The organism is Pseudomonas sp. GGS8, from assembly GCF_024168645.1.
Lineage (GTDB): Bacteria > Pseudomonadota > Gammaproteobacteria > Pseudomonadales > Pseudomonadaceae > Aquipseudomonas.
In genome coordinates this window covers 3,931,720-3,957,605 of sequence record NZ_JALJWF010000001.1, presented here as the reverse complement: position 1 = coordinate 3,957,605, position 25,886 = coordinate 3,931,720, and the positions used below count along the sequence as shown (strand labels likewise).

16 protein-coding genes are annotated in these 25,886 nt (G+C 60.3%); 7 read left to right on the top strand and 9 right to left on the bottom strand.

Going from position 1 to position 25,886, the window contains the following annotated elements; genetic code table 11:
• Positions 1–76: 76 nt before the first annotated feature.
• From ligA to J3D54_RS17930, 4 genes are all read right to left on the bottom strand, one after another.
• Positions 77–2,434, bottom strand: coding sequence for an NAD-dependent DNA ligase LigA (ligA, locus tag J3D54_RS17945; protein WP_253420843.1), 2,358 nt, complete (start codon positions 2,432–2,434; stop codon positions 77–79).
• A 114-nt stretch (positions 2,435–2,548) separates the two neighbouring features.
• Complete coding sequence (gene zipA, locus J3D54_RS17940) at positions 2,549–3,400, bottom strand: cell division protein ZipA (protein WP_253420840.1); 852 nt, start codon at positions 3,398–3,400, stop codon at positions 2,549–2,551.
• 258 nt (positions 3,401–3,658) lie between these two features.
• The gene (smc, locus tag J3D54_RS17935) at positions 3,659–7,147 is read right to left on the bottom strand and encodes a chromosome segregation protein SMC (RefSeq protein ID WP_253420837.1); all 3,489 of its coding nucleotides are present in this window, start codon (positions 7,145–7,147) and stop codon (positions 3,659–3,661) included.
• 2 nt (positions 7,148–7,149) lie between these two features.
• The gene (locus J3D54_RS17930; RefSeq protein ID WP_253420834.1) at positions 7,150–7,809 is read right to left on the bottom strand and encodes a GntR family transcriptional regulator; all 660 of its coding nucleotides are present in this window, start codon (positions 7,807–7,809) and stop codon (positions 7,150–7,152) included.
• Positions 7,810–8,075: 266 nt separating this feature from the next.
• Between J3D54_RS17930 and xdhA the strand changes: the two genes are divergently transcribed.
• From xdhA to guaD, 4 genes are all read left to right on the top strand, one after another.
• Entirely contained in the window at positions 8,076–9,530 is a 1,455-nt protein-coding gene (gene xdhA, locus J3D54_RS17925; protein ID WP_253420831.1) for a xanthine dehydrogenase small subunit, read from the top strand.
• The gene (xdhB, locus tag J3D54_RS17920) at positions 9,523–11,922 is read left to right on the top strand and encodes a xanthine dehydrogenase molybdopterin binding subunit (protein WP_253420828.1); all 2,400 of its coding nucleotides are present in this window, start codon (positions 9,523–9,525) and stop codon (positions 11,920–11,922) included. Before xdhA ends, xdhB begins: the two co-directional genes overlap by 8 nt.
• A gap of 116 nt (positions 11,923–12,038) precedes the next feature.
• Positions 12,039–12,884, top strand: coding sequence for a xanthine dehydrogenase accessory protein XdhC (gene xdhC / locus J3D54_RS17915; protein WP_253420825.1), 846 nt, complete (start codon positions 12,039–12,041; stop codon positions 12,882–12,884).
• Between the two features lie 56 nt (positions 12,885–12,940).
• Positions 12,941–14,245 carry a guanine deaminase gene (gene guaD / locus J3D54_RS17910; RefSeq protein ID WP_253420822.1) on the top strand — a complete coding sequence of 435 codons (1,305 nt, stop codon included), beginning with the start codon at positions 12,941–12,943 and terminating at the stop codon, positions 14,243–14,245.
• Positions 14,246–14,355: 110 nt separating this feature from the next.
• On the opposite strand, the gene J3D54_RS17905 is transcribed toward guaD, so the two are convergent.
• Positions 14,356–15,120, bottom strand: a complete 765-nt coding sequence (locus tag J3D54_RS17905; protein WP_253420819.1) for a GntR family transcriptional regulator — start codon at positions 15,118–15,120, stop codon at positions 14,356–14,358.
• A 266-nt stretch (positions 15,121–15,386) separates the two neighbouring features.
• On the opposite strand from J3D54_RS17905, the gene J3D54_RS17900 reads away from it, so the two are divergent.
• Positions 15,387–16,577, top strand: coding sequence for a benzoate/H(+) symporter BenE family transporter (locus tag J3D54_RS17900; RefSeq protein ID WP_253420817.1), 1,191 nt, complete (start codon positions 15,387–15,389; stop codon positions 16,575–16,577).
• A gap of 84 nt (positions 16,578–16,661) precedes the next feature.
• On the opposite strand, the gene J3D54_RS17895 is transcribed toward J3D54_RS17900, so the two are convergent.
• On the bottom strand, positions 16,662–17,006 hold the full coding sequence (locus J3D54_RS17895) for a YggL family protein (RefSeq protein WP_007896965.1): 345 nt from the start codon (positions 17,004–17,006) through the stop codon (positions 16,662–16,664).
• 234 nt (positions 17,007–17,240) lie between these two features.
• Here J3D54_RS17895 and dacB point away from each other — a divergent pair, with 234 nt between their 5' ends.
• The gene (dacB, locus tag J3D54_RS17890) at positions 17,241–18,701 is read left to right on the top strand and encodes a D-alanyl-D-alanine carboxypeptidase/D-alanyl-D-alanine-endopeptidase (protein WP_253420815.1); all 1,461 of its coding nucleotides are present in this window, start codon (positions 17,241–17,243) and stop codon (positions 18,699–18,701) included.
• Positions 18,702–18,796: 95 nt separating this feature from the next.
• Here dacB and J3D54_RS17885 read toward each other — a convergent pair whose 3' ends face one another.
• Both J3D54_RS17885 and rlmKL read right to left on the bottom strand, forming a co-directional pair.
• The gene (locus J3D54_RS17885; RefSeq protein ID WP_253420812.1) at positions 18,797–21,187 is read right to left on the bottom strand and encodes a diguanylate cyclase; all 2,391 of its coding nucleotides are present in this window, start codon (positions 21,185–21,187) and stop codon (positions 18,797–18,799) included.
• A 144-nt stretch (positions 21,188–21,331) separates the two neighbouring features.
• Positions 21,332–23,602, bottom strand: a complete 2,271-nt coding sequence (rlmKL, locus tag J3D54_RS17880) for a bifunctional 23S rRNA (guanine(2069)-N(7))-methyltransferase RlmK/23S rRNA (guanine(2445)-N(2))-methyltransferase RlmL (RefSeq protein WP_253420809.1) — start codon at positions 23,600–23,602, stop codon at positions 21,332–21,334.
• Positions 23,603–24,132: 530 nt separating this feature from the next.
• On the opposite strand from rlmKL, the gene J3D54_RS17875 reads away from it, so the two are divergent.
• A complete protein-coding gene (locus J3D54_RS17875; RefSeq protein WP_003223300.1) occupies positions 24,133–24,348 on the top strand; it encodes a ribosome modulation factor in 216 nt (71 codons plus the stop codon).
• A 305-nt stretch (positions 24,349–24,653) separates the two neighbouring features.
• Here the strand turns inward: J3D54_RS17875 and J3D54_RS17870 are convergent, their stop codons facing one another.
• Positions 24,654–25,673: a quinone-dependent dihydroorotate dehydrogenase gene (locus tag J3D54_RS17870; protein WP_253420805.1), complete on the bottom strand. Its 1,020-nt coding sequence runs from the start codon at positions 25,671–25,673 to the stop codon at positions 24,654–24,656.
• Positions 25,674–25,886: the final 213 nt, after the last annotated feature.

The following is a 25,886-nucleotide window of genomic DNA, read 5'->3' as shown; positions in this document are numbered from 1 at the left end:
TCTCTCTTTGGGGACTGCCAAGACTAGATCATTGCTCAGACATGATCGTTCCCACGCTCTGCGTGGGAACGATCAGTTAAACCGAAATATTGTGCTTGCCAAGAAACTCGACAAACGCCTCTTCGTCCAGCACCTTCAACCCCAGCTCATTGGCCTTGGCCAGCTTCGAACCTGCGCCTGGCCCGGCGACCACGCAATGGGTCTTGGCCGACACCGAACCGGCCACCTTGGCCCCGAGGCTTTCAAGTTTGTCCTTGGCAACGTCGCGACTCATCAGTTCCAGCGAACCGGTCAGCACCCAGGTCTGCCCGGCCAGCGGCAATCCTTCCACGACTTTTTTCTCGCTCTGCCAATGCATACCGAAATCGCTCAACTGCTTTTCGGCAGCCTCGGCGAGTTGACGATTTTGCGCCACTGCAAAGAACTCCCGAACCGAAGTCGCCTGTTTCTCCGGTAGCGCCTGACGCATGTCCAGCCAATCAGCATTCATCACTGCTTCAAGCGAGCCGAATTTGTCGGCAAGCTTCTGCGCGCCGCCCGACCCAACCGAAGGAATGTTCAGCTTGTCGAGAAAACCGCCAAGCGTGGTGCTTGCAGCAAACTCGGCACCCAACTCTCCCTGATCCTGAATCTGCAAGCCGTGCTTCAACAGATTGGCTATCACCTGCTGGTTATGTGCATCTTCAAAGAAGCTGTGAATCTCGTGAGCCACTTCCAGCCCGACATCCGGCAGGTACGTGAGCACTTGCGGCAACGCCTGCTGAACCCGCTCCAGCGAGCCAAGAGACCGCGCAAGCACCTTGGCCGTCTCTTCGCCGACATCAGGGATACCCAAGGCATAGATGAACCGCGCCAGGCTCGGTCGCTTGCTGTCTTCAATGGCGCCGAGCAGGTTCTTGCTCGACAGCTCGGCAAAGCCTTCGAGGTCGACGATTTGTTCGAAGGTCAATGCGTACAAGTCAGCTGGCGAACTCACCAGACCTTCATCCACCAATTGCTCGACGCTCTTCTCACCCAGCCCTTCGATGTCCATGGCACGGCGCGAAACGAAATGGATAATCGCCTGCTTGAGTTGTGCACCACAGGCCAGACGGCCGACGCAGCGATACACCGCGCCTTCGCTGACGGTCTCGCGCCCCTTGCTGCGCTTGACCAGTTGCGTGCGCTCGACATGCGAACCGCAGACCGGGCACTGCTCGGGAATCTTTACCGGACGGGCATCCTCAGGACGGCGCTCGATGACCACTTGCACCACTTGCGGAATAACGTCACCGGCGCGACGGATGATCACGGTGTCGCCGATCCTCAGACCCAACCGCGCGACTTCATCCATGTTGTGCAACGTCGCATTGGCCACGGTAACGCCAGCGACCTTGACCGGTTTCAAGCGCGCCACCGGCGTCACGGCACCGGTGCGGCCGACCTGAAACTCCACATCGAGCAACTCGGTGAGTTCTTCCATCGCCGGGAATTTGTGGGCAATCGCCCAACGCGGTTCGCGAGCACGGAAACCCAGTTCGCGCTGGGAGGCAATGCTGTTGACCTTGAACACCACGCCGTCGATTTCATAGGGCAGCGCATTGCGGCGTTCGCCGATGTCGCGGTAGTAGTCCAGGCACTCATCGATGCCATGTGCCGATTTCAACTCATGACTGATCGGCATGCCCCAGGCTTTGAGCTGCTGCAGATTGCCAATGTGCGTGTCAGCGATATCGGCGGAAATCTGGCCGATACCGTAGCAGCAGAATTCCAGCGGACGGTTGGCGGTGATCTTTGAATCCAGCTGCCGCAAGCTGCCCGCCGCCGCATTACGCGGGTTGGCGAAGGTCTTGCCGCCGACTTCCAGTTGCGTGGCGTTGAGCCGTTCGAAACCGGCCTTGGACATGAACACTTCGCCGCGCACTTCCAGGGTCGCCGGCCAGCCGCTGCCATGCAGCTTGAGCGGGATATTGCGCACGGTGCGCACATTGACGCTGATGTCTTCGCCGGTGGTGCCATCGCCGCGAGTGGCGCCGCGCACCAGCATACCGTCCTGATACAGCAGGCTGACCGCCAGGCCATCGAGCTTGGGTTCGCAGCTGTACTCTACCGCTGCGCCAGCGCCGAACAGGTCGCCGACCGGCAGGTCCAGCCCTTCCGTCACCCGCCGATCGAATTCACGCATGTCGGTGTCTTCGAAGGCGTTGCCAAGGCTGAGCATCGGCACTTCATGACGCACTTGGGTGAACGCCGACAGCGCCGCGCTGCCGACACGTTGGGTCGGCGAGTCACTGGTGATCAGTTCAGGATGGGCCGCTTCGAGGGCCTTGAGCTCGTGGAACAAGCGATCGTATTCGGCGTCCGGAATGCTCGGCTCATCCAGCACGTGGTAGCGATAGTTGTGCTGATCCAGCTCAGCGCGCAGCTCTAAAATGCGGGTTTCGACGGCAGTCATGGGTGTTCTCTCATAAAGCAAAAGAGCAGCCGAGGCTGCTCAATCTGTGATGCTGTACAAATCATTGTAGGAGCCAGCGGCAAGTCGGGTCGCCGCACCGCGGGCTCCTACAGATCAGCGCTTCTGGGTCAAAGCGCGACGTTCGAATTCGACGATGCGCTGACGGTAATGCTCAATCGTCTGGGCGGTCAGCACGCTGCGCTGGTCGTCCTTCAGTTCGCCATTCAGCTCCTGGGACAGCTTGCGCGCCGCCGCCACCATCACGTCGAAGGCTTGCTTCGGATGACGCGGGCCTGGCAGACCGAGGAAGAAACTCACCGCCGGAGTGCTGAAATGATCGATGTCATCCAGATCGAAAACACCCGGCTTGACCGCGTTGGCCATCGAGAACAGCACTTCGCCATTACCGGCCATGCTTTCGTGGCGGTGGAAAATGTCCATTTCGCCGAAACGCAGACCGCTTTCCAGAATATTTTGCAACAACGCCGGGCCCTTGAAGCCGGCCGGGTCGCGGCAGATTACACTGATCACCAGCACTTCTTCGGCTTGTGGCTGCTCTTTATCGGCCACGCTGGCGGACTTGGTGTCATCCGGGAAATCGTTGTCACGGCTGCTGAAGCTCGGGCTGCCGTCCAGGTCCAGGTTGAGGTTCAAGTCGCCCTGGGAGGGTTCGCCATGGCTACGCTTGCCGCGCTTGGAACCCGATTCGCGAGGCTCACGGGCAGGCATGCTCACCGACGGCAGGTCATGCTCGTCCAGTTGCGGTTCTTTCTGGGTGTCCAGCACACGGGGCGGGCCCAACAGCTCGGCGCTGGTGTCCTCGTCCGGCAAATTGGACAGATTTCGGTCAAGACGAAACTTCAGTTTTCCCTTGCCGCCGCGCATGCGACGCCAGCCATCGAAAAGAATACCGGCAATGACAATAATGCCGATGACGATCAGCCACTCGCGCAGACCGATTTCCATGTAATCCCGTGCCTCTATAAAAAATGCTGAAAAATAAGGGGTTTACATTGTGTAAACCGCTTTAAAACGTGGCGCCAACTCTATGTTCTGACAGGCGTTTTGCCCACGTATACGAAAAATTGACATTAAACTAGCACGACCAAAGATAACTTTACACCGTCTGTCACATTGGCTTGTGCGAATATGTCGATTGGCCAGCAAGTCAAGGCAGGTAAAAAAGCCCTACAGCCTAATATTACTTGCCCTACACGTAACGACTCAGGCGTCCACCATGGCCATCGCCTCCTCCACATCCACTGCCACCAGACGCGAGCAACCCGGTTCGTGCATCGTTACCCCCATCAATTGATCGGCCATTTCCATGGCGATCTTGTTGTGGGTGATATAGATGAACTGCACCGTCTGCGACATCTCTTTGACCAGCCGTGCGTAGCGTCCAACGTTAGCGTCATCCAATGGCGCGTCAACTTCATCGAGCATGCAGAACGGCGCCGGATTCAGCTTGAAGATGGCAAATACCAGCGCCAAAGCAGTCAGGGCTTTTTCGCCACCGGAGAGCAAATGGATGGTGCTGTTCTTCTTTCCAGGCGGCTGCGCCATGATCGTTACCCCTGTATCGAGTAGATCTTCGCCCGTCAGTTCCAAATACGCGCGTCCTCCGCCGAAAACTTTTGGGAAAAGGGCCTGTAAACCGCCATTGATCTGATCAAAGGTATCTTTGAAGCGGTTTCGGGTTTCCTTGTCGATCTTGCGGATCACGTTCTCGAGGGTGTCCAGCGCTTCCACCAGATCGTCGTTCTGGGCATCCAGATAACGTTTACGCTCGGATTGTTGCTGGTATTCGTCGATGGCCGCGAGGTTGATCGCGCCCAGGCGCTGAATCCGCGCGGCAATGCGCTCGATTTCTTCTTCGGCGTCCTTCTCGCTGACCCCGGCCACCAGAGTGGCGAGTACGCCATTGAGGTCGTAACCGTCTTCGAGCAATTGATCCTGCAAGGTCTTGCGCCGCACCGTCAGCGCTTGCCATTCCATACGCTGCTGTTCGAGCTGGCTGCGAATCAAATGGGATTGCTGCTCGGCCTGGGTGCGGCGCTTTTCCGCATCGCGCAGTTCGCGGTCGGCGTCTTCCATGGCGATTTGCGCGGTCTTGAGTTCTTCGTCGACGGTCATGCGTTTGTCGAGTAACTCTTCGAGCTTCAGCCGCAGCTCTTCCAGCGGCGCCTCGCCCTCTTCCAGGTTGAGACTCAGTTGTTCGCGCTTCTCGGTCAGGCGCTCTGCCTGCATTTCCAGCCGCTCAAGAGCCTGACGAGTGGAATCATGTTGCGCCTTCAGCGAACCGAGGCGCACCGCCAATTGATGCGCATGGTCCTTGTGCTGCCGGGCTTCCTGACGCACCCGGTCGAGGCGTTCGCGCAGGCTGTCGCGCTGGGCCAGCAGCAACTCGCGCTGCTCGGTGTCCAGCGCCATGCTGTCGAGGGCTTCCTGCAATTGCAGGCGCGCTTCGCCGATGTTTTCGTGTTCCAGGGCACGCTGTTCGCTGAGCTCGGTGAGTTCTTCATCGAGACGGGTGCGGCGCAGAGTCAACTGTTCGACCTTGGCTTTACCGGCCGACAACTGGGCTTTCAATTCGCCCTGCTGACGCGCTTCGTCTTGCAGCAAACGGCGCAAATGTTCGCGGCCGTTTTCCTGTTGACGCTGTTGCGCCCTGAGATTCTGAAGTTGGGTTTCCAGGGTTTCGACGGTGGCTTCGCGCTCTTCGCGCTCAAGGCCCAGACGCTGGATTTCCTGGCCACGGGCAAGCACACCGCTTTCCGCTTCGCTGGCCCGACGCACGCGCAAAAAGTGTCGGCCGACCCAGTAACCATCACGGCTGATCAGGCTTTGCCCTGCGGCCAATTGCCCGCGCAAGGCCAAGGCCTGTTCAAGGTTGTCGACCGGCTTGACCTGCCCCAGCCACGGCGACAGATCGATCTGCGCCTCAACCTTGTCGAGCAAACTGCCGGGCATGCGCACACCATCGCTGGCCGGGCTGAGCAGGCGCAAATCGCCTTGGGCAAACCCGGCCAGATCGAAATCGCCGAAGTCGTCCACCAGCACCGCTTGCAGGTCGGCGCCGAGCACGGTTTCCACCGCCAGCTCCCAACCCGCTTCAACTTTCAGGCCTTCGGCCAGACGCGGACGATCCGCCAGATGCTGTTCGCGCAGCCATTCGGCGGTGCCGGTACCCGGATCGAGCGCGGCTTGCTGCAAAGCCTCCAAAGACGCCAGACGACCGTTGAGCCGCTGCAAATCACCTTGCGCCTGCTGCTGCGCCGAGAGTGCTTGCTGCAACTCCTGACGCAGCTGCTCGAGGCGTTCGACCTGCGCTTCTTCACTGGCCTGCAAATCTTCCAGCGTCGCTTCACTCGCGGCCAATTGCTCGCTGAGCTCCATGATCGCCGCGTCTTCCGGGTCCGCCGAAAGCAGAGCGCGTTCTTCGGCCAGACGCTTCTGGCGATCGGCCAGACGCTCCATGCTGGTTTCCAGCTGCTGGATCCGCGACTGCTGAACTTCAGCCTGACGACGCGGCTCGGCGGCGGTGAGGTTGAAGGTGTCCCACTGCTCCTGCCAGCCGTGCATGGTGGTTTCGGACTCTTCCAACGCGGCGGCGGCTTCCTCGGCGGCGGCGCTGGTGACCTCCTGTTCCGGCGTGAGCATGTCCAGCTCTTCACCCAGGGTCAGCAGCAAGGTGCGGTCGTGGCCCAGGTGTGACTCGGTTTCCAGTCGCGCACGCTCGGCTTCTTTCAGGTCGTCCTGCAATTGACGCAAGCGCTGCTGACCGTGCTGGATACTCTGCTCGACCCGGGCGATGTCGCCGCCGACCGAATAAAAGCGCCCCTGCACCAGATTGAAGCGTTCGGACAGGTCATGATGACCGTCACGCAGGCGTTCAATGGCCGCGTCGGCATTGCGCTGCTCGGCCACCAGGGCTTCGAAGGTGATTTCCTGAGTGCCGATGATCGCCTCGCGCTGGCCGACCTGCTCGTTCAACGCCTGCCAGCGCAGGGCCGACAACTGAGCCTTGAGCTGACGCTCTTCGCCTTTATATTCCTGATATTTCTTGGCGGCCTCGGCCTGGCGGTGCAAGCGCTCAAGCTGACGCTCGAGTTCTTCGCGCAGGTCGGTCAGACGAGCAAGGTTTTCGTGGGTGCGGCGAATACGGTTTTCAGTCTCGCGCCGACGCTCCTTGTACTTGGAAATACCGGCGGCTTCTTCGATGAAATTGCGCAGGTCTTCAGGCTTGGACTCGATCAGCTTGGAGATCATCCCCTGCTCGATAATCGAATAGCTGCGCGGACCGAGACCGGTACCCAGAAAGATGTCGGTGATATCGCGGCGACGGCATTTGGTGCCGTTGAGGTAGTAGGTGGTCTGGCTGTCGCGGGTCACTTTGCGGCGAATGGAAATTTCCGCATAGGCCGCCCATTCGCCGAGCAAAGTGCCGTCGGAGTTATCGAACACCAGTTCGATGCTCGCCTGGCTCACCGGCTTACGGCTGGTGGAGCCGTTGAAGATGACGTCGGTCATCGACTCGCCGCGCAAGTTCTTGGCCGAGCTCTCGCCCATCACCCAACGCACGGCATCGATGATGTTCGACTTGCCGCAACCATTGGGCCCGACCACCGCCGCCATGTTACTGGGGAAGTTCACCGTGGTCGGGTCGACGAAGGATTTGAACCCCGCCAGTTTGATGCACTTGAGCCGCACGCTTAAGCGACCGTCAACGCAGAAACCACTAGATCACAACTGCGCTGGGCATACGCCGTCAGCACCTCGCGGATCTGCGCAAAGTCACGGGCCAGCACGGCGGCCAGCAGGCGTTCGAACAGCTCCAGGAACTCGCTCATCGAGGCCTTGCGCTGGTCCAGCGCAAGGAAATACGCACGGCTCATGGCCGGCTGCAGATTCTCGACGGTTTCCTGCAAATACGGGTTGTTGGCGAACGGATACGCGGCACGCATCACGCTGAAGCTGTCGTCGACGAACGTGCGGATGTCCTGGCGTTCGTAGCTGGCGGTCAGGCGCTGCTGAATCTGCACGAACGGCGCCATATCGGCCTGGACTTGCCAGCCGCTGGCCACGGCGTTGCCGAGCAAGATGTACAACTCGCTCATCAGCGCGCACAGGCTCTTCACCTTATGCGCCGTCAGTTCGGTCACGTGGGCGCCACGTCGCGGCAAAATCGCGATCAAGTGGCGGCGTTCGAGGATCAGCAAGGCCTCACGGACTGAACCGCGGCTGACATTGAGGGCCAGCGTGACCTTCTGTTCCTGGATGCGCTCCCCCGGCTTCATTTCGCCGCGAATGATACGTTCGGCGAGGTGGTGAGCGATTTGCTCGGCGAGGCTGTCCGGCGCCTTGAACGTCATGGTTGTCCTTCAAACTCTTCGATCTGCACAAGCGGCGCAGTGTAGCGCAATTGAGGCGTCATGGCGGAGTGCCCACCCAGCGGTTTTTGGCACGATTCAAGCAAAAAGCAGGCTATCCCGTGAGGGGCAATAATGAAGGAACGAGTCGTTGATCGACAAAATGCCATTTCCTGACCTTTAAGTCAGAAAATCATTGACCGAAAAGTCAGACCTGATAAATTCGGCTCATGTCGGTTAACAACAATAATGAGTTTGCGAGGCCATCCGTGATCCAGTTTTTACTCAACCAGGAACTCCGTAGCGAGCATGCCCTGGACCCCAACCTGACTGTGCTCAATTACTTGCGCGAACATGTGGGCAAACCCGGCACCAAAGAAGGCTGCGCCAGCGGTGACTGTGGCGCGTGCACTGTGGTGGTCGGCGAGCTGCAAACGGATGACGATGGCCGCGAACACATTCGCTATCGCAGCCTCAACTCGTGTCTGACCTTTGTTTCGTCGCTGCATGGCAAACAACTGATCAGTGTCGAAGACCTCAAGCACAAAGGCCAGCTGCACAGCGTGCAAAAAGCCATGGTTGAGTGCCACGGCTCACAATGCGGTTTCTGCACTCCGGGCTTTGTCATGTCGCTGTTCGCCCTGCAAAAGAACAGCGATCAACCGGACTCCCACAAGGCCCATGAAGCCCTGGCCGGCAACCTCTGCCGCTGCACCGGTTATCGGCCGATCCTGGCCGCCGCCGAACAATCCTGCTGCGGCAAGCAACCGGACCAGTTCGATGCTCGCGAGGCAGAAACCATCGCGCGCCTGAAAGCCATCGCCCCCACCGACATCGGTGAGCTCAACAGTGGCGACAAACGCTGCCTGGTGCCGCTGACCGTGGCCGACCTGGCCGACCTCTACGACGCTTATCCACAGGCTCGCCTACTGGCCGGCGGCACCGACCTGGCGCTGGAAGTCACGCAATTGCACCGCACCTTGCCGGTGATGATCTACGTCGGCAACGTCGCCGAAATGAAGCGCATCGAACGCTTCGACGATCGCCTGGAAATCGGCGCCGCCACCGTCCTCTCCGACTGTTACGACGCTTTGAAGGCCGAGTACCCGGACTTCGGCGAATTGCTGCAGCGCTTCGCTTCGTTGCAGATTCGCAACCAGGGCACCCTCGGCGGCAACATCGGCAACGCCTCGCCCATCGGTGACTCGCCACCGCTGCTGATCGCCCTGGGCGCGCAGATCGTGCTGTGCAAAGGCGAGACTCGCCGCACCCTGGCCCTGGAAGATTACTTCATCGATTACCGGGTCACCGCGCGTCAGGAAAGCGAGTTCATCGAAAAGATCATCGTGCCCCGCGCCAGCGCTGAACAACTGTTCCGCGCCTACAAGGTGTCGAAGCGTCTGGACGACGACATTTCCGCGGTCTGCGCAGCATTCAACCTGCGCATCGACAATGGCGTAGTCGCCGACGCCCGCGTTGCTTTCGGCGGCATGGCGGCCATTCCGAAACGCGCGAAAAACTGCGAAACCGCGCTGGTTGGCGCACCATTCAACAACACCACCATTGAACGCGCCTGCGCCGCCCTGGCCGAAGATTTCACACCGCTCTCGGACTTCCGCGCCAGCAAGGAATACCGCCTGCTCAGTGCGCAGAACCTGCTGCGCAAATACTTCATCGAACTGCAAACACCGCACATCGAGACTCGGGTGACCGCTTATGTCTAATCATCACGCCGTAGAGAAGACCCAAGCCGAACTGGCTGAACTGTTCGCCAAGGACCTGACCACCGGTGTCGGCCGCAGCGTCAAGCATGACAGCGCCGAAAAACATGTGTCCGGTGAAGCGCAGTACATCGATGATCGGCTGGAATTCCCCAACCAGCTGCACGTTTACGCACGCCTGTCGGACCGCGCCCACGCGAAAATCATCAGCATCGACACTAAGCCCTGCTACGCCTTCGAAGGCGTGCGCATCGCCATCACCCACGAAGACGTGCCGGGCCTGAAAGACATCGGCCCGTTGTTGCCGGGCGATCCGTTGCTGGCCATCGATGACGTGCAGTTCGTCGGTCAACCGGTGCTCGCCGTCGCCGCGAGAGACCTGGAAACCGCGCGCAAAGCCGCGATGGCGGCGATCATCGAATACGAAGACCTCGAACCGGTTCTGGACGTGGTCGAAGCCCTGCGCAAACGCCATTTCGTGCTCGACAGCCATACCCACCAGCGTGGCGATTCGGCCAATGCCTTGGCCACTGCCGAGCACCGCATTCAAGGCACGCTGCACATCGGCGGCCAGGAACACTTTTATCTGGAAACCCAGATCTCTTCGGTGATGCCGACTGAAGACGGCGGGATGATCGTTTACTGCTCGACCCAGAACCCCACCGAAGTGCAGAAACTGGTGGCGGAAGTGCTGGACGTGTCGATGAACAAGATCGTCGTCGACATGCGCCGCATGGGCGGTGGTTTCGGCGGCAAGGAAACCCAGGCGGCAAGCCCGGCATGCCTGTGCGCGGTGATCGCGCACCTGACCGGTCAACCCACCAAAATGCGCCTGCCGCGTGTCGAAGACATGCTGATGACCGGCAAACGACACCCGTTCTACGTTGAATACGACGTGGGCTTCGACAGCACCGGTCGCCTGCACGGCATCGCTCTGGAACTGGCTGGTAACTGCGGTTGCTCACCGGATTTGTCGGCCTCGATTGTCGACCGCGCGATGTTCCATGCCGACAACTCGTACTACCTGGGCGATGCGACCATCAACGGTCACCGCTGCAAGACCAACACTGCGTCGAACACCGCTTACCGTGGTTTCGGCGGCCCGCAAGGCATGGTCGCCATCGAAGAAGTGATGGACGCCATCGCCCGCCATCTGAGCCTCGATCCACTGGCGGTGCGCAAGGCCAACTACTACGGCAAGACCGAGCGCAACGTCACCCATTACTACCAGACCGTCGAGCACAACATGCTCGAGGAAATGACCGCCGAACTGGAAGCCAGCAGCCAGTACGCCGAACGCCGCGAAGCGATCCGTCGCTACAACGCCAACAGCCCGATCCTGAAAAAAGGCCTGGCGTTGACCCCGGTCAAATTCGGTATTTCCTTTACCGCCAGCTTCCTCAACCAGGCCGGCGCGCTGATCCACATCTACACCGACGGCAGCATCCACCTGAACCATGGCGGCACCGAAATGGGCCAGGGCCTGAACACCAAGGTCGCGCAAGTCGTGGCGCAAGTATTCCAGGTGGAAATGGACCGGGTGCAGATCACCGCGACCAACACCGACAAGGTGCCGAACACCTCGCCGACCGCCGCCTCCAGTGGCGCCGACCTCAACGGCAAAGCCGCACAGAACGCCGCGGAAATCATCAAGAAACGCCTGGTGGAATTTACCGCGCGGCAATACAAGGTCAGCGAAGAAGACGTGGAATTCCACAACGGTCACGTGCGGGTTCGCGATCACATTCTGACGTTCGAAGCGCTGATCCAGCAGGCCTATTTCGCGCAGGTGTCGCTGTCGAGCACCGGCTTCTACAAGACCCCGAAAATCTACTACGACCGCAGTCAGGCGCGGGGGCGGCCGTTCTACTACTACGCCTTTGGCGCGGCCTGCGCCGAGGTGATCGTCGACACGTTGACCGGCGAGTACAAGATGCTGCGCACCGACATCCTCCACGACGTCGGCGCCTCGCTGAACCCGGCCATCGATATCGGCCAGGTCGAGGGTGGTTTCATCCAGGGCATGGGCTGGCTGACCATGGAAGAACTGGTATGGAACGACAAAGGCAAACTGATGACCAACGGCCCGGCCAGCTACAAGATCCCGGCGGTGGCCGACATGCCGCTGGACCTGCGGGTGAAGCTGGTGGAAAACCGCAAGAACCCGGAAGACACGGTGTTCCATTCCAAGGCCGTGGGTGAGCCGCCGTTCATGCTCGGCATCGCCGTCTGGTGCGCGATCAAGGATGCCGTGGCCAGTTTGGGCGACTACCAGCATCAACCGAAAATTGACGCACCGGCGACGCCTGAGCGGGTGTTGTGGGGGTGTGAGCAGATGCGGCGGTTGAAGGCGGTGAAAGCCGTGGAAGCTGAAACCGAACTGGCTTCGCTCTAGACCGAGGCGAGCCCATCGCGAGCAGGCTCGCTCCCACAGGGGAATGCATTCCAAATGTGGGAGCGAGCCTGCTCGCGATGAGGCCCGAACAGACAACAGAGATGTTGAGGTGAAACATGTACAACTGGATCGACGCCCTCGCCGACCTGCAAACCCGGGGTGAACCCTGTGTGTTGGTGACCATCATCGAAGAGCTCGGCTCGACGCCGCGCAATGCCGGCTCGAAGATAGTCATCAGCGCCACGCAAACATTCGACACCATCGGTGGCGGGCATCTGGAATACAAGGCCATGCAGATCGGCCGCGAGATGCTTGCCAGTGGCCGGCAGGACACCCATCTGGAGCGTTTCAGCCTCGGCGCCAGCCTGGGCCAGTGCTGCGGCGGCGTGACCGTGTTGCTGTTCGAACCGATGGGTCAGGTCCAGGCGCAGATTGCTGTGTTCGGCGCCGGCCACGTCGGGCGGGCGCTGGTGCCGCTGCTCGCCAGCCTGCCCTGCCGGGTGCGCTGGATCGATTCACGGGAAGCCGAATTCCCCGAACAGATCCCCCACGGCGTGCGCAAAATCGTCACCGAAGAACCGCTGGACGAAGTCGATGACCTGCCCGCCGGCAGCTACTGCATTGTCATGACTCACAATCACCAGCTCGACCTTGAACTCACCGCCGCGATCCTCAAGCGCAACGACTTCGCCTACTTCGGCCTGATCGGTTCGAAGACCAAACGGGTGAAGTTCGAACACCGCCTGCGTGATCGTGGTTTCGACAGCGCCGTGCTGCAACGCATGCGCTGCCCAATGGGGCTGGGCGAAGTCAAAGGCAAGTTGCCTGTGGAAATCGCCATCTCCATCGCCGGCGAAATCATCGCCACCTATAACGCGAATTTCGGCCAGCACACCGCCAGCGCCGGCTCATCGATCGCCAAACTGCTGCCTGCTTCACGCCGCAGCCAAGCTTTGAACTGAAGCGCTTTGAACTGAAAAGCCTCGAACCTAAAGCTACGAACTAATTGAGAACCCCCATGCCCTTGACTCGCAAAGCCTACCGCGCCGCCATTTTGCACAGCATTGCCGATCCCGCCGAAGTGGGTATCGAAGCCTCGTATGAGTATTTCGAAGACGGCCTGCTGCTGGTCGAGAACGGCCAGATCAACGCCATCGGCCACGCCAGCGAATTGCTGCCAACGCTGCCATCCGACATCGAGATCACCCATTATCAGGACGCGCTGATCACCCCAGGCTTCATCGACACCCACATTCACCTGCCGCAAACCGGCATGGTCGGCGCCTACGGCGAGCAGCTGCTGGACTGGCTGAACACCTACACCTTTCCGTGCGAAAGCCAGTTCGCCAACAAGGCCCACGCTGACGAAGTGGCGGACATTTTCATCAAGGAACTGCTGCGCAACGGCACCACCACTGCCCTGGTATTCGGCAGCGTGCATCCGCAATCGGTGAACTCGTTTTTCGAGGCTGCCGAGCAGCTGGACCTGCGGATGATCGCCGGCAAGGTGATGATGGACCGCAACGCACCGGATTACCTGACCGACACCGCCGAATCGAGTTACGTCGAAAGCAAGGCGCTGATCGAGCGCTGGCACGGCAAGGGCCGCCTGCATTACGCCGTCACCCCGCGCTTCGCCCCGACCAGCACCCCGGAACAGCTAGCACTGGCGGGGCAGCTGCTCAGCGAATACCCGGATCTGTACATGCAGACCCACATCAGCGAAAACCTCAAGGAGGTCGAGTGGGTCAAGCAACTGTTCCCGGAGCGCAAGGGCTACCTGGACGTCTACGACCACTACCAACTGCTCGGCGAGCGCTCGGTGTTCGCCCACGGCGTGCACCTGTGCGACGACGAATGCGCACGCCTGGCACAGACCGGATCGGCGATTGCGTTTTGCCCGACCTCGAACTTCTTCCTCGGCAGCGGTTTGTTCAACCTGCCGATGGCCGAGAAGCACAAACTCAATGTCGGTCTCGGTACCGACGTCGGTGGCGGCACCAGTTTCTCGCTGCTGCAAACCCTGAACGAAGCGTACAAGGTCATGCAACTGCAAGGCGCGCGGCTGAGCCCGTTCAAGTCGCTGTACCTGGCCACCCTTGGCGGCGCCCGCGCGCTGCGCCTGGAAAACAAGATCGGCACCCTGCAACCGGGCACCGACGCGGACTTCCTAGTGCTGGATTACAACGCCACGCCGCTGCTGAGCTATCGCCTGAAGCAGGCCAATAACATAGCCGAGACGTTGTTTGTGTTGATGACGCTGGGGGATGACCGGACGGTGTTGCAGACATATGCGGCGGGGAATCTGGTGCATCAGCGCTAAAGCTTGCGGGCATAAAAAATCCCCCGCAATCGTTGGTTGCGGGGGATTTTTCTATCGCCTGTCAGATTGCTATCGCGGGCAAGCCCGCGATGGCCGCGACTCAGTCTGACTTATAGCTTGGCAGTCGAGCGCCCCGGCTTCTTGGTCTGCAACAGATGCGAGAACACCGCATGCAAATCATCCGACGCGCTTTCGTCGTCGAGGTTGAGCTTGCTGTCGATGTGATCCATGTGATGCATCATCAAGTCCACCGCCAGCGTCGCGTCCCGCGCTTCGATGGCATCGATCAATTGGGTGTGCTCATCGTAAGAGCAGTGCGAACGGTTGCCGCTCTCGTACTGGGCGATGATCAACGAAGTCTGGGACACCAGGCTGCGCTGGAAGCTGATCAATGGCGCGTTTTTTGCCGCTTCGGCCAGTTTCAAGTGAAACTCGCCCGACAGACGAATACCGGCACCGCGATCGCCACGGGAGAAGCTGTCGCGCTCGTCGTTGACCATCTGCCGCAAGTCGGCAATCTGCTCGGCAGTGGCGTGCTGCACCGCCAACTCAGTGATCGCCCGCTCCACCAGCCGCCGCGCCATGAACACCTGGCGAGCCTCTTCGACACTCGGGCTGGCAACCACAGCGCCGCGATTCGGTCGCAGCAACACCACGCCTTCATGGGCCAGACGCGACAGCGCGCGGCGAATGATGGTGCGGCTGACCCCGAAGATTTCCCCCAGCGCTTCTTCGCTCAACTTGGTGCCGGGCGCCAGACGCTGTTCGAGGATGGCCTCGAAGATATGCGCGTAGACAATATCGTCCTGGGTACCGCTGCGGCCGGCTTTGCCTGCTCGCGGTTGTTTCTTGAGGGGTTGCAACTGTTCGTTCATGGGCACTCGAGTCGGGAGAACTGCGGCGAATTGACCGTGACTGTAATACGGCACAGTGGGTCGCTGGCAAGTATCGCGTAAAAAACACTGCAATTGTACACAATGGAGGGTGGCAACACGACTGTACGGCTGTTTGTCGCCTTCGCTGTATTGCAACGACCGGTTACGTTTCAGTTTAGGCTTGAACACAGAATCCGCAGCCTGAACAACAACCCTGTGGGAGCGTTGCTACGGACATCTTCACCCGTATAAGGAACACCGCTGTCATGACCGACGCCACGCACACGCAGCTTCGTCCCCTGACCGACACGTCGCCCTCGGCCATCGTCGCCGGGTTCATCGCCATGATGACCGGTTACACCAGTTCCCTGGTGCTGATGTTCCAGGCCGGGCAAGCGGCGGGCCTGACCAGCGGGCAGATTTCGTCGTGGATCTGGGCGATCTCCATCGGCATGGCGGTGTGCTCGATCGGCCTGTCCTTGCGCTATCGCACCCCGATTACTATTGCCTGGTCGACCCCCGGCGCGGCGTTGCTGATCACCAGCCTGGGCGGTGTCAGCTACGGCGAGGCCATCGGTGCCTACATTACTTGCGCGGTGTTGGTGACTGTGTGCGGCCTGACCGGCAGTTTCGAACGGCTGGTGAAAAAGATTCCGGCCTCATTGGCGGCAGCGTTGCTGGCGGGGATTCTGTTCAAGATCGGCAGCGAGATTTTCGTCGCCGTCCAGCACCGCACCGCGCTGGTCCTGGGGATGTTCGTCACGTATCTGCTGGTCAAGCGCCTGTCACCGCGCTACGCCGTGCTCGCGGCGCTATTGATTGGCACTGCGCTGGCCGGTTTCATGGGGTTACTGGACTTCAGTGGCTTTCACCTGGAAGTCGCGACGCCGGTCTGGACCACACCGCATTTCTCCCTGGCCGCGACCATCAGCATCGGCATCCCGCTGTTCGTGGTGGCGATGACCTCGCAGAACATGCCAGGCATCGCCGTTTTGCGCGCCGACGGCTACAACGTGCCGGCCTCGCCGCTGATCACCACCACCGGCATTGCCTCATTGCTGTTGGCACCGTTCGGCTCCCACGGCATCAACCTGGCCGCCATCAGCGCAGCGATCTGCACCGGGCCGCACGCCCATGAGGACCGCAACAAACGCTACACGGCTGCGGTCTGGTGCGGGATTTTCTACGGGATTGCCGGGGTGTTCGGCGCGACATTGGCGGCGTTGTTTGCCGCGTTGCCTAAAGAACTGGTGCTGTCGATTGCCGCGCTGGCGCTGTTCGGCTCGATCATCAACGGGCTGAGCATTGCCATGGCGCAAGTGCAGGAACGGGAAGCGGCGCTGATTACCTTTATGGTCACGGCGTCGGGGCTGACGCTGTTCTCCATCGGTTCGGCATTCTGGGGGATTGTCGCGGGGGTGTTGACGTTGGTTATCTTGAACTGGCGCAAGGCCTGAGGCCCCCTTCGCAGGCCAAGCCATGCGCCTACAAAAAGCAGGCATAAAAAAACGGCGACCCTTGGGTCGCCGTTTTTTTGAACATCAAGCTACCGGATTGATCGGCTTTTCCGGGTACCAGACATCGATCAGCGGGCTGACGGTTGCTTCGGTCAGTTCGCTGCGGCCTTTGAGCCAGGCTTCAACAGCGGCACGCTGCTCTTCGGAAACCGAGCCACGCTTCTGCAGGCACACCAGACCGAAGTCGTCGCCGCCGACATAACCCAGACCGTTGGCTTCCATGGCTTCTTTCAGGAACGCGTCGAGGAAAGCATCAATGGCTTCATCAGCCAAATCTTCTTTGAAATCCAGGTTCAGTTCGAAACCCAGCTCTTGAAATTCATCGACGCACAGTTTTTTGCGCAGACGCTGGGAACGGTTAGTCGCCATTGGAACAATCCTCATAAGTAATAACGGGCGGCACTTTAGCAGTTTAAGGCGCCGATTACCCGCCTCAGAACGGTGCGACGTCTACCGTCGGTAAAAAAATAGCGAATTAGACGACCAAGGTGCGGCACAAGCCCTCACACCTTGGGGCATAATGCCGACACTTTCATGACCGCTGAGGGAATTTATCGCCATGCCCTCGTCTTTTTCCCCCTCGCCTGTAGGGTTTTATTTCAGATGATCAAATCTTTGCGTCCATTGCTGCTGGCCAGCCTTCTTCTGCCTCTGGCCCTCTCCGTTTCCGCCGCGCCGGTCAACACCGCCCTTTCGCCCAATGTCGAAAAGGCCCTCAAGGCCAGCAAATTGCCGGACAGCGCCTTGTCGCTGGTGATGATCCCGCTTAACGGCCCGGGCACCCCAACCATTTATAACGCTGACGTTTCGGTCAACCCGGCCTCGACCATGAAACTGGTCACCACCTATGCCGCCCTGGAAATGCTCGGCCCGAACCACCAATGGAAAACCGAGTTTTACACCGACGGCACCCTCAGCGGTGGCATCCTCAACGGTAACCTCTACCTCAAGGGTGGCGGCGATCCGAAGCTGAACATGGAAAAACTCTGGCTGCTGATGCGCGACTTGCGTGCCAACGGCGTGACCCAAGTCACCGGCGACCTGGTGCTGGACCGCGGCTTCTTCGTGCAACCGCAGCTGCCCGAGTTCAACGACGACGGCAATGACGAGAACAAACCGTTCCTGGTCAAGCCCGACGCGCTGCTGGTCAACCTCAAGGCCCTGCGCTTCGTGGCCCGCAACGACTCGGGCAAGGTCCTGGTGTCGGTCGAACCGCCGATTGCCAACATCCGCATCGACAATCAGGTCAAGGCGCTCAATTCCAAGCAATGCACCGGGGGCGTGCGCTACAACCCGGTGACCCAGGCTGATGGCAGCGTCACCGTGACCGTCGGCGGCCAGTTGGGCGAAGGTTGCAGCTCCCAGACCTACTTGTCGCTACTCGACCACGCGACCTACACCGCCGGCGCCGTGCGGGCGATCTGGAAGGAACTGGGCGGCAGCATCCAGGGCCAGGATCGTCTGGCGCCGACGCCCAGCAGCGCCAAGGTGCTGGCCCGCGCCTACTCGCCCGACCTGGCGGAAATCATTCGCGACATCAACAAATACAGTAACAACACCATGGCCCAGCAGTTGTTCCTGAGCCTGGGCCAGAAGTTCCGCACCGACGCCGACAGTGATGACGCCAAAGCGGCCCAGCGCGTGGTGCGTCAGTGGCTGGCACAGAAAGGCATCACTGCACCGCACCTGGTGATGGAGAACGGCTCCGGCTTGTCTCGCGCCGAACGGGTCAGCGCGCGTGAAATGGCTGCGATGCTGCAAGCCGCCTGGCGCAGCCCGTACGCCGCCGAGTTCATCAGCTCGATGCCGATTGCCGGCACCGACGGCACCATGCGCAAACGCCTGAAACGCACGGCCATGACCGGTGAAGCCCACGTCAAGACTGGCACCCTGAACACCGTGCGTGCCATCTCCGGCTTCAGCCGCGATGTCAATGGCAATACCTGGGCGGTGGTGGCGATCCTTAACGACAAGGCTCCGTTTGGCGCGTCTTCGGTGCTGGATCAGGTGCTGCTGGACCTGTATCGCCAACCGAAGCTGCCGACCACGGCTTCGGTGTTGTAACCGGATCCATAGAACACCTCAGATCCAATGTTGGAGATTCTATGTTGCAGGGCAACCCTGCAACATAGAATCTCCAACAGGGTCTGTATGCAGACCTAGCTCATCTGCCCTTCAACCCGATCCCGTCCCGCCTGCTTCGCCGCATACACTCCCGAATCCGCCCGCAACAGCAACGCATCCGCACCCTCTCCGGCCCGCCAGCTGGCAATCCCGAAACTCGCGGTGACAATCCCGACCTCGTCGATCGGCGAACTGCGCAGTCCTTGCCACAACTCCACCGCCAACACATGCGCCTGTTCGCCGTCGATGTCCGGGCAGAGCACCATGAACTCTTCGCCCCCCAGGCGACAGAACACATCGGTGCGCCGCAGACGACCGCCAATGCGCTCACACACCGCCTGCAACACCCGATCGCCCACGGCGTGGCCGTGCTGGTCATTGATGCGTTTGAAATGGTCGATGTCGAGCATGATCACCGACAACTCGCCACCGCCGCGCTCGACCCGGGCCATTTCGGTGGTCAGGCGCTCCTGGAAGTAGCGGCGGTTATGGATCCCGGTCAATGAGTCGGTCACCGACAGCGCACGCAATTCCTCTTCCACCCGCTTGAGGTCGGAAATGTCCGAAATGTAGCCATGCCACAGCACACCGCCACCGGGCAGCTCCTCCGGCGTCGCTTCGCCGCGGACCCAGCGCAGGCCGCGCTCGGGCAATTGCACGCGATACTCTTCACGCCAGGGGCTGAGGGTGTCCGCCGACGCCTGGATCGACGCGCGGACCCGCCGCGCGTCCTGAGGATGAATCCGCGCGAATACCGCTTCGGCATCGCGCAATAGTACGTCCAGCTCGAGCTCATAGATGTCGCGCATCCCGTCGCTGGCGTAGATCACACTGAAACGCCCATCGAACTCCATCTTGAACTGGTAAATCCCGCCGGGCACATGGGCGCTGAGCTTCTTCAACAACAGGTCCCGCGCCGCCAGAGCCTCGTGGACACGCTTGCGCTCGGTGACGTCGATACAGATCGCAAGGTGCCCAACCCACAGCCCTTGTTCGTCGAGAACCGGGGTCGCCAGCATGTTCACCGTCAAATGGCTGCCGTCGCGGCGCACCAGCGTCCATTCCCGGGCTTCGTGACCGCCCTCTTCCCCGCCTTCGACCAGCATCGCCTGGCAGGTCGGAATCGGCTTGCCATAGCGTGCGCTCAACTCCGCCGAGCGCGCCTCAAGTTCCCGGGGCAGGTGCAGGTTTTCCAGGGTCATGTGGCCCACGGCCTGCGCACTGGAGTAACCGAGCATGTGCTCGGCACCGGCGTTGAAAGTGCTGACGATCCCGCGCAGGTCGGTGGCGATGATCGCCACCTGAGTCGCGGCATCCAGCACACCGCGCAACTGGCCATGCGTGCCGCGCAGCTCTTGCTCACGGGCGTGCAGTTCCTCGGTCCGTTGCTCGACCATTTTCAGCGCCCGTTGCCGCTGGCTGACCAACACATAGAGAAACACACTGAGCAGCAAGCTGAGTAAACCGCCAAGCACCACCTGGCTGGCCACCGAGGAGTGGTTGGCTTGCAGGAACGCAGCACTGGGACGCATATCCACTTGATATTCGTGGTCGGCCAGACGCAGCAAGCGCGTGGAGGACAAGTCGCTGGCCCCGGCCGGGTTGGTCGACTCATACAGCACTTCGTGTTGGTCATTGGTAGACAAGTCGAGGATGCGTACCGAAAGAGAATCAAGATTCTCTTCCGGCAACCCGTCCGCCAGCAGCTGGCGCATGCTGATCACCGCCATCACATACCCGGCGGGCGTGGCGCCCGGCAGGTGCTGACGGCTGACCGGTGCCACCAGCAACACACCCCGTGAGTAGGCGGGCTCAATGCCTACCAGATGCAAAGGTTGCGAGACGGCCATGTTGCCCGTTTGATCGGCGCGCTCCAAGGTCGAACGGCGCAGGGGCTGGGCCAACAGGTCATAACCCAGCGGCGTGGGCAGTCGGCTTTGGGTTTGGCTATAGAGCACCGGCACGTACTCGTCCCGCTCCGCAGCCGGTTGCAACTGGCCGTCGGCGGTGAGTTCGCGAAAGGTGAAATTGCTCAAGCCTTCGTCATGCACGAAGCGTTCGAGCACGGGGCGTTCGGCGCGGGAAACCCGTGGTGCCCAGGAATAGGCTTGGGTGCGTCGCAAAAGAGGTTTGGCGTAACCGTCGAATTCGTCGCGCGATACCGACTCGGAATTGGAGAAGAACCGGCGCAGGCCATCAAGGCGCTGCTCTTGATCTTGGAAACGTTCTTCGATACGGCTATAGCGTTCACTGGCGAGCAGTTGGAAACGTTGCCGCATTTGCTGATGAAACTGATTGAGTGTTGCCCAGGCCAGCAACCCCGTGAGAATCCCGCCCACGAGCAATACCAGCAGCGCGACCAGCCAGGCCGAGACATCTTCACTGATAAAACCCAGGATCTTGGGGCGCACGGCGTGCAACGACATAAATGCAACTCAAAACGCCAGGTGCCGGAAAAGCCCTTTGGCCATGGGTTGAGTTATAGCTATTAGCCACTAATTTGACCAGCACTGAAAGAACCAAAGAGCCTTTAAAAATCAAGGCTCTGTGGATCCAATCAGTCTCAAGTGTCAGCGAGCAGTGATCTTCCAGGCACGGTGGATCTTGCCATTACGGGCGAAATCCGGATCGATGGTCTGGGCCGTGATTTCTTCAACGGCATAACGCTCGGTGAGATTTTCCTCGAGCTGGAACTTGCGGAAGTTGTTGGAGAAATACAACACCCCGCCCGGTGCCAGTCGCGCCATGGCCAGGTCGATCAATTGCACCTGGTCACGCTGCACGTCGAAGATCCCTTCCATACGCTTGGAGTTGGAGAAGGTCGGCGGATCGATGAAGATCAGGTCGTATTCGTCACGGCAGGCGTCGAGCCAGGCCATCACATCGCCCTGTTCCAGGCGGTTCTTGTCGGAAAAACCGTTCAGCGACAGGTTGCGACGCGCCCAGTCCAGGTAGGTTTTCGACAGGTCGACGCTGGTGGTGCTGCGCGCGCCGCCCTTGGCCGCATGCACGCTGGCGGTCGCGGTGTAGCAATACAGGTTGAGGAAGCGCTTGCCGGCGGCCTCTTTCTGAATCCGCATGCGCATCGGCCGGTGGTCGAGGAACAACCCGGTGTCGAGGTAATCGGTGAGGTTCACCAGCAGCTTCACGCCGCCTTCGCTGACCTCGTTGAACTTGCCCTGAGTGCTCTGGCGCTCGTACTGTTTGGTGCCACTCTGACGCTCGCGACGCTTGACCACCACGCGGCTCTTGTCGATGTTCAATGCCTGCGGGATTGCCGCCAGGGCATCGAACATCCGCGCCGAGGCTTTTTCCGGATCGATGGATTTCGGCGCGGCGTATTCCTGAACGTGGACCCAGTCGTGATACAGGTCGATGGCCATGGAATATTCCGGCATGTCAGCATCGTAGACGCGGTAGCAATCGATGCCTTCACGTTTGACCCATTTGCTCAGCGCCTTGACGTTCTTTTGCAGACGGTTGGCAAACATCTGCCCACCTTCGCTCAGGCGCGGCTGCTCGATCACCGGAGCGGGTGCCGGAACCGGTTTGATCGGGTTGCCGTTCTTGTTGTACTTGCGCTCTTGCGGCTCACTCGGTGCTTCATCGTAGGCCGCCTGTTCACGCTCGGCCTGACGCTGTTCCGGGGTACGGCGCTCGCCGGTGACGAACTGATCTGGCGTGACCTTGATCAGCAGCAATTTGCACGGCAACGCGCCGTTCCAGAACGAATACTGTTTGTGGCTACGGATGCCCATGCGCTTGCCCAGGTCCGGAGCGCCGGTGAACACCGCCGCTTCCCAGTTCAAGCACGCCTGACGCAGACGTTCACCGAGGTTCTGGTAGAGGTAGAGCAGGCTCGCCTCGTCACCCAGACGCTCGCCGTACGGAGGGTTGCAGATCACCAGACCTTTCTGGTTCTGGTCCGGACGCGGCTCGAACGTTGCCACTTCGCCCTGATAAATCTTGATCCAATCACTCAGGCCGGCACGTTCGACGTTGTTGCGGCCCGGTTGAATCAGGCGTGGGTCGGCTTCGTAACCGCGAATCCACAGCGGCGGCTTGGCCAGGCCGGCTGCGGCGCGTTCGGTGGCTTCTTCGTGGAGTTTTTTCCACAGCGCCGGCACGTGACCGAGCCAGGCGGTGAAGCCCCACTGCTCGCGGCGCAGGTTCGGCGCCATGTCGGCGGCGATCATGGCGGCTTCCACCAGGAACGTGCCGACACCGCACATCGGGTCAGCCAGCGCGCCGCCATCGGCGGCAATGCGCGGCCAGCCGGAACGAATCAGAATCGCTGCCGCGAGGTTTTCCTTCAGCGGCGCCGCGCCTTGCTGCAAGCGATAACCGCGCTGGTGCAGGCTGTGCCCGGACAGGTCGAGGGACAGGATCGCTTCGCCACGGTCCAGACGCAGGTGAATGCGCAGGTCCGGGTTGAGCTTGTCGATGGATGGGCGGTCGCCTTGCGGGGTACGCAGTTTGTCGACGATGGCATCCTTGACCTTCAAGGCGCCAAAGTGCGTGTTATCGATGCCAGAGCCGTGACCGCTGAATTCGACGGCCAGGGTGCCGTCGTTGAGCATGTGGTCTTGCCACTCGATGTCGAGCACGCCGTGATACAGGTCTTCGGCGTCCTTCATCGGGAAACGCTTGAGCACCAGCAGCACCCGGTTTGCCAGACGCGACCACAGGCACAGGCGATAAGCGGTTTCCATGGTGGCCATGCCGCGCACAGCCGAGGTGTGCTCGCGTGCCTCCTCAAGGCCAAGCCCGACGGCTTCCTCGATGAGCAGACCTTCAAGGCCTTTGGGGCAAGTGAGGAAGAGTTCGAAACGATCGGACATGGTAATTCCAGAGCCTTTAGCTAAGTGAACCGGCAACGCGTTGCCGATCCGGTTTTCAATCAGGCGCTTTTCTAACAGAGCGCCCGCGTGGCACGAAGGTGTGCCGTCCCACCCTGACTGCTCGGGTTAAAAGAGCTTAGATGCCAGGGCAGATAAAAAAGTTGATGCAACAAAATGTCATAAGTCGACCCTTCGTCGAATAACCCCAAGGGCAACGGGTGTCATTCTCGTTAAAGGCGCAACCCCCACCATCCAGCGCAGGGCCGATCATACCGGGCTTTGGCCAACCAACACGGGACAAATATCGTGTTACTTATGGCCTTAGCATCTTTATGGTTACGTTCTTATGACAAAACGATCATTCCCTCGATGTGACGCATTGGTTAGAACTCAACACAGGTTGACGTCGCAACGGCGTCAACACCTTGGCTCGCGACGCCGGCAGCGAGCCACCAACGGCAGAATTTTTCTGCCTGACCTCGATTGAGGTCGACGCGATACATACAGTCAACAAGTGAGGGAAACACCCTATGAGAAGACTTAAGCGTGATCCGTTGGAAAGAGCATTTTTGCGCGGATATCAATATGGCGTTGGTGGTAAATCCCGTGAGCTTTGCCCTTTTACTCTACCGTCGGTACGCCAAGCCTGGATCAATGGCTGGCGAGAAGGACGCGGCGACAATTGGGACGGTATGACCGGCACTGCGGGAATCCACAGACTCAACGAACTTCACGCCGTCGGCTAATACAGGGCACACACTCCGACACGACAATCTGAATACGCAACGACTTAACCACGCACGTCCCATCCGGACGGCGGGCTTCGGCCCAGGGGCTCCTTCGGGGAGCCCTTTTTTATGCCTGCTCCAAATTCAGCGAAGAAACAATTGTGGCGAGGGGGCTTGCCCCCGTTCGGCTGCGAAGCAGTCGTAAACCCTGTGTCCGTGTTCTCTTTGATTCACCGCGTTGCCTGGTTTTGGGGCCGCTTCGCAGCCCAACGGGGGCAAGCCCCCTCGCCACAAAGCCCCCACCATGAGGCCCAAATCAGGCTTCAGCGCAGCGCGGCGATGGCATCTACCGATTCACGAATCAGGGCCGGGCCTTTATAGATAAAGCCCGAATAAATCTGCACCAGGCTCGCACCCGCAGTGATTTTCTCAGCCGCGTGCTTGCCTTCGGTGATGCCACCCACGGCGATGATCGGCAAGCGACCGGCCAGCTCCGCCGCCAGTACCTTCACGGTGTGGGTGCTCTTGTCGCGTACCGGTGCGCCGGACAACCCGCCCGCCTCGTCACCATGCTCCAGGCCTTCGACGCCGACACGGCTCAGGGTGGTGTTGGTGGCGATCACCGCATCCATCCCGGTTTCGATCAACGCTTGGGCAACTTGAACAGTTTCTTCGTCAGTCATGTCGGGCGCGATCTTGATCGCCAGCGGCACATGTTTGCCGTGGCGCAGGGCCAATTCCGCCCGGCGCGTGGCCAGGTCGGCGAGCAATTGCTTGAGCGAGTCGCCGAATTGCAGGCTGCGCAGGCCCGGGGTATTCGGCGAGCTGACGTTGACGGTCACGTAGCTGGCGTGGGCGTAAACCTTGTCCAGGCAGATCAGGTAGTCGTCGACCGCGCGCTCAACCGGCGTATCGAAATTCTTGCCGATGTTGATCCCCAGCACGCCCTTGTACTTGGCTGCCGCCACGCGAGCGAGCAAGTGATCGACGCCAAGGTTGTTGAAACCCATGCGGTTGATGATCGCCTCGGCCTCCGGCAAGCGGAAAATCCGGGGTTTCGGATTACCCGGTTGCGGACGCGGAGTGACGGTGCCGATTTCGACGAAACCAAAACCCAGTTGGGCAAACCCATCGATCGCCGCACCGTTCTTGTCCAGACCGGCCGCCAGCCCCACCGGGTTCGGGAATTCCAGGCCCATGACCGTCACCGGCATCTTTGCCGGTGCCTTGCACAGCAAGCCGTTGAGGCCCAAACGCCCGCCCGCGCCGATCAGGTCCAGGGACAAATCGTGGGAGGTTTCCGGGGAAAGTTTGAACAATAGCTGACGGGCCAGGGTGTACATGGGCAGGCTTGACTCGGTTGGCGATGAGAGGCGGCGATTATAGCCGCGCATCGAGTCCACAGGCGAGGCGCACGACAAAATCATCCAGCGATGGCATATGCCTTGCACCAACATGGTCATCAGCACTCATGCCAACGACGGGATGAGTGGCAGGACAATGGCGTCGTCACCGGCTCTGCTCGCGCAGAGGCCATGGGACGACGTTTTTTTTGG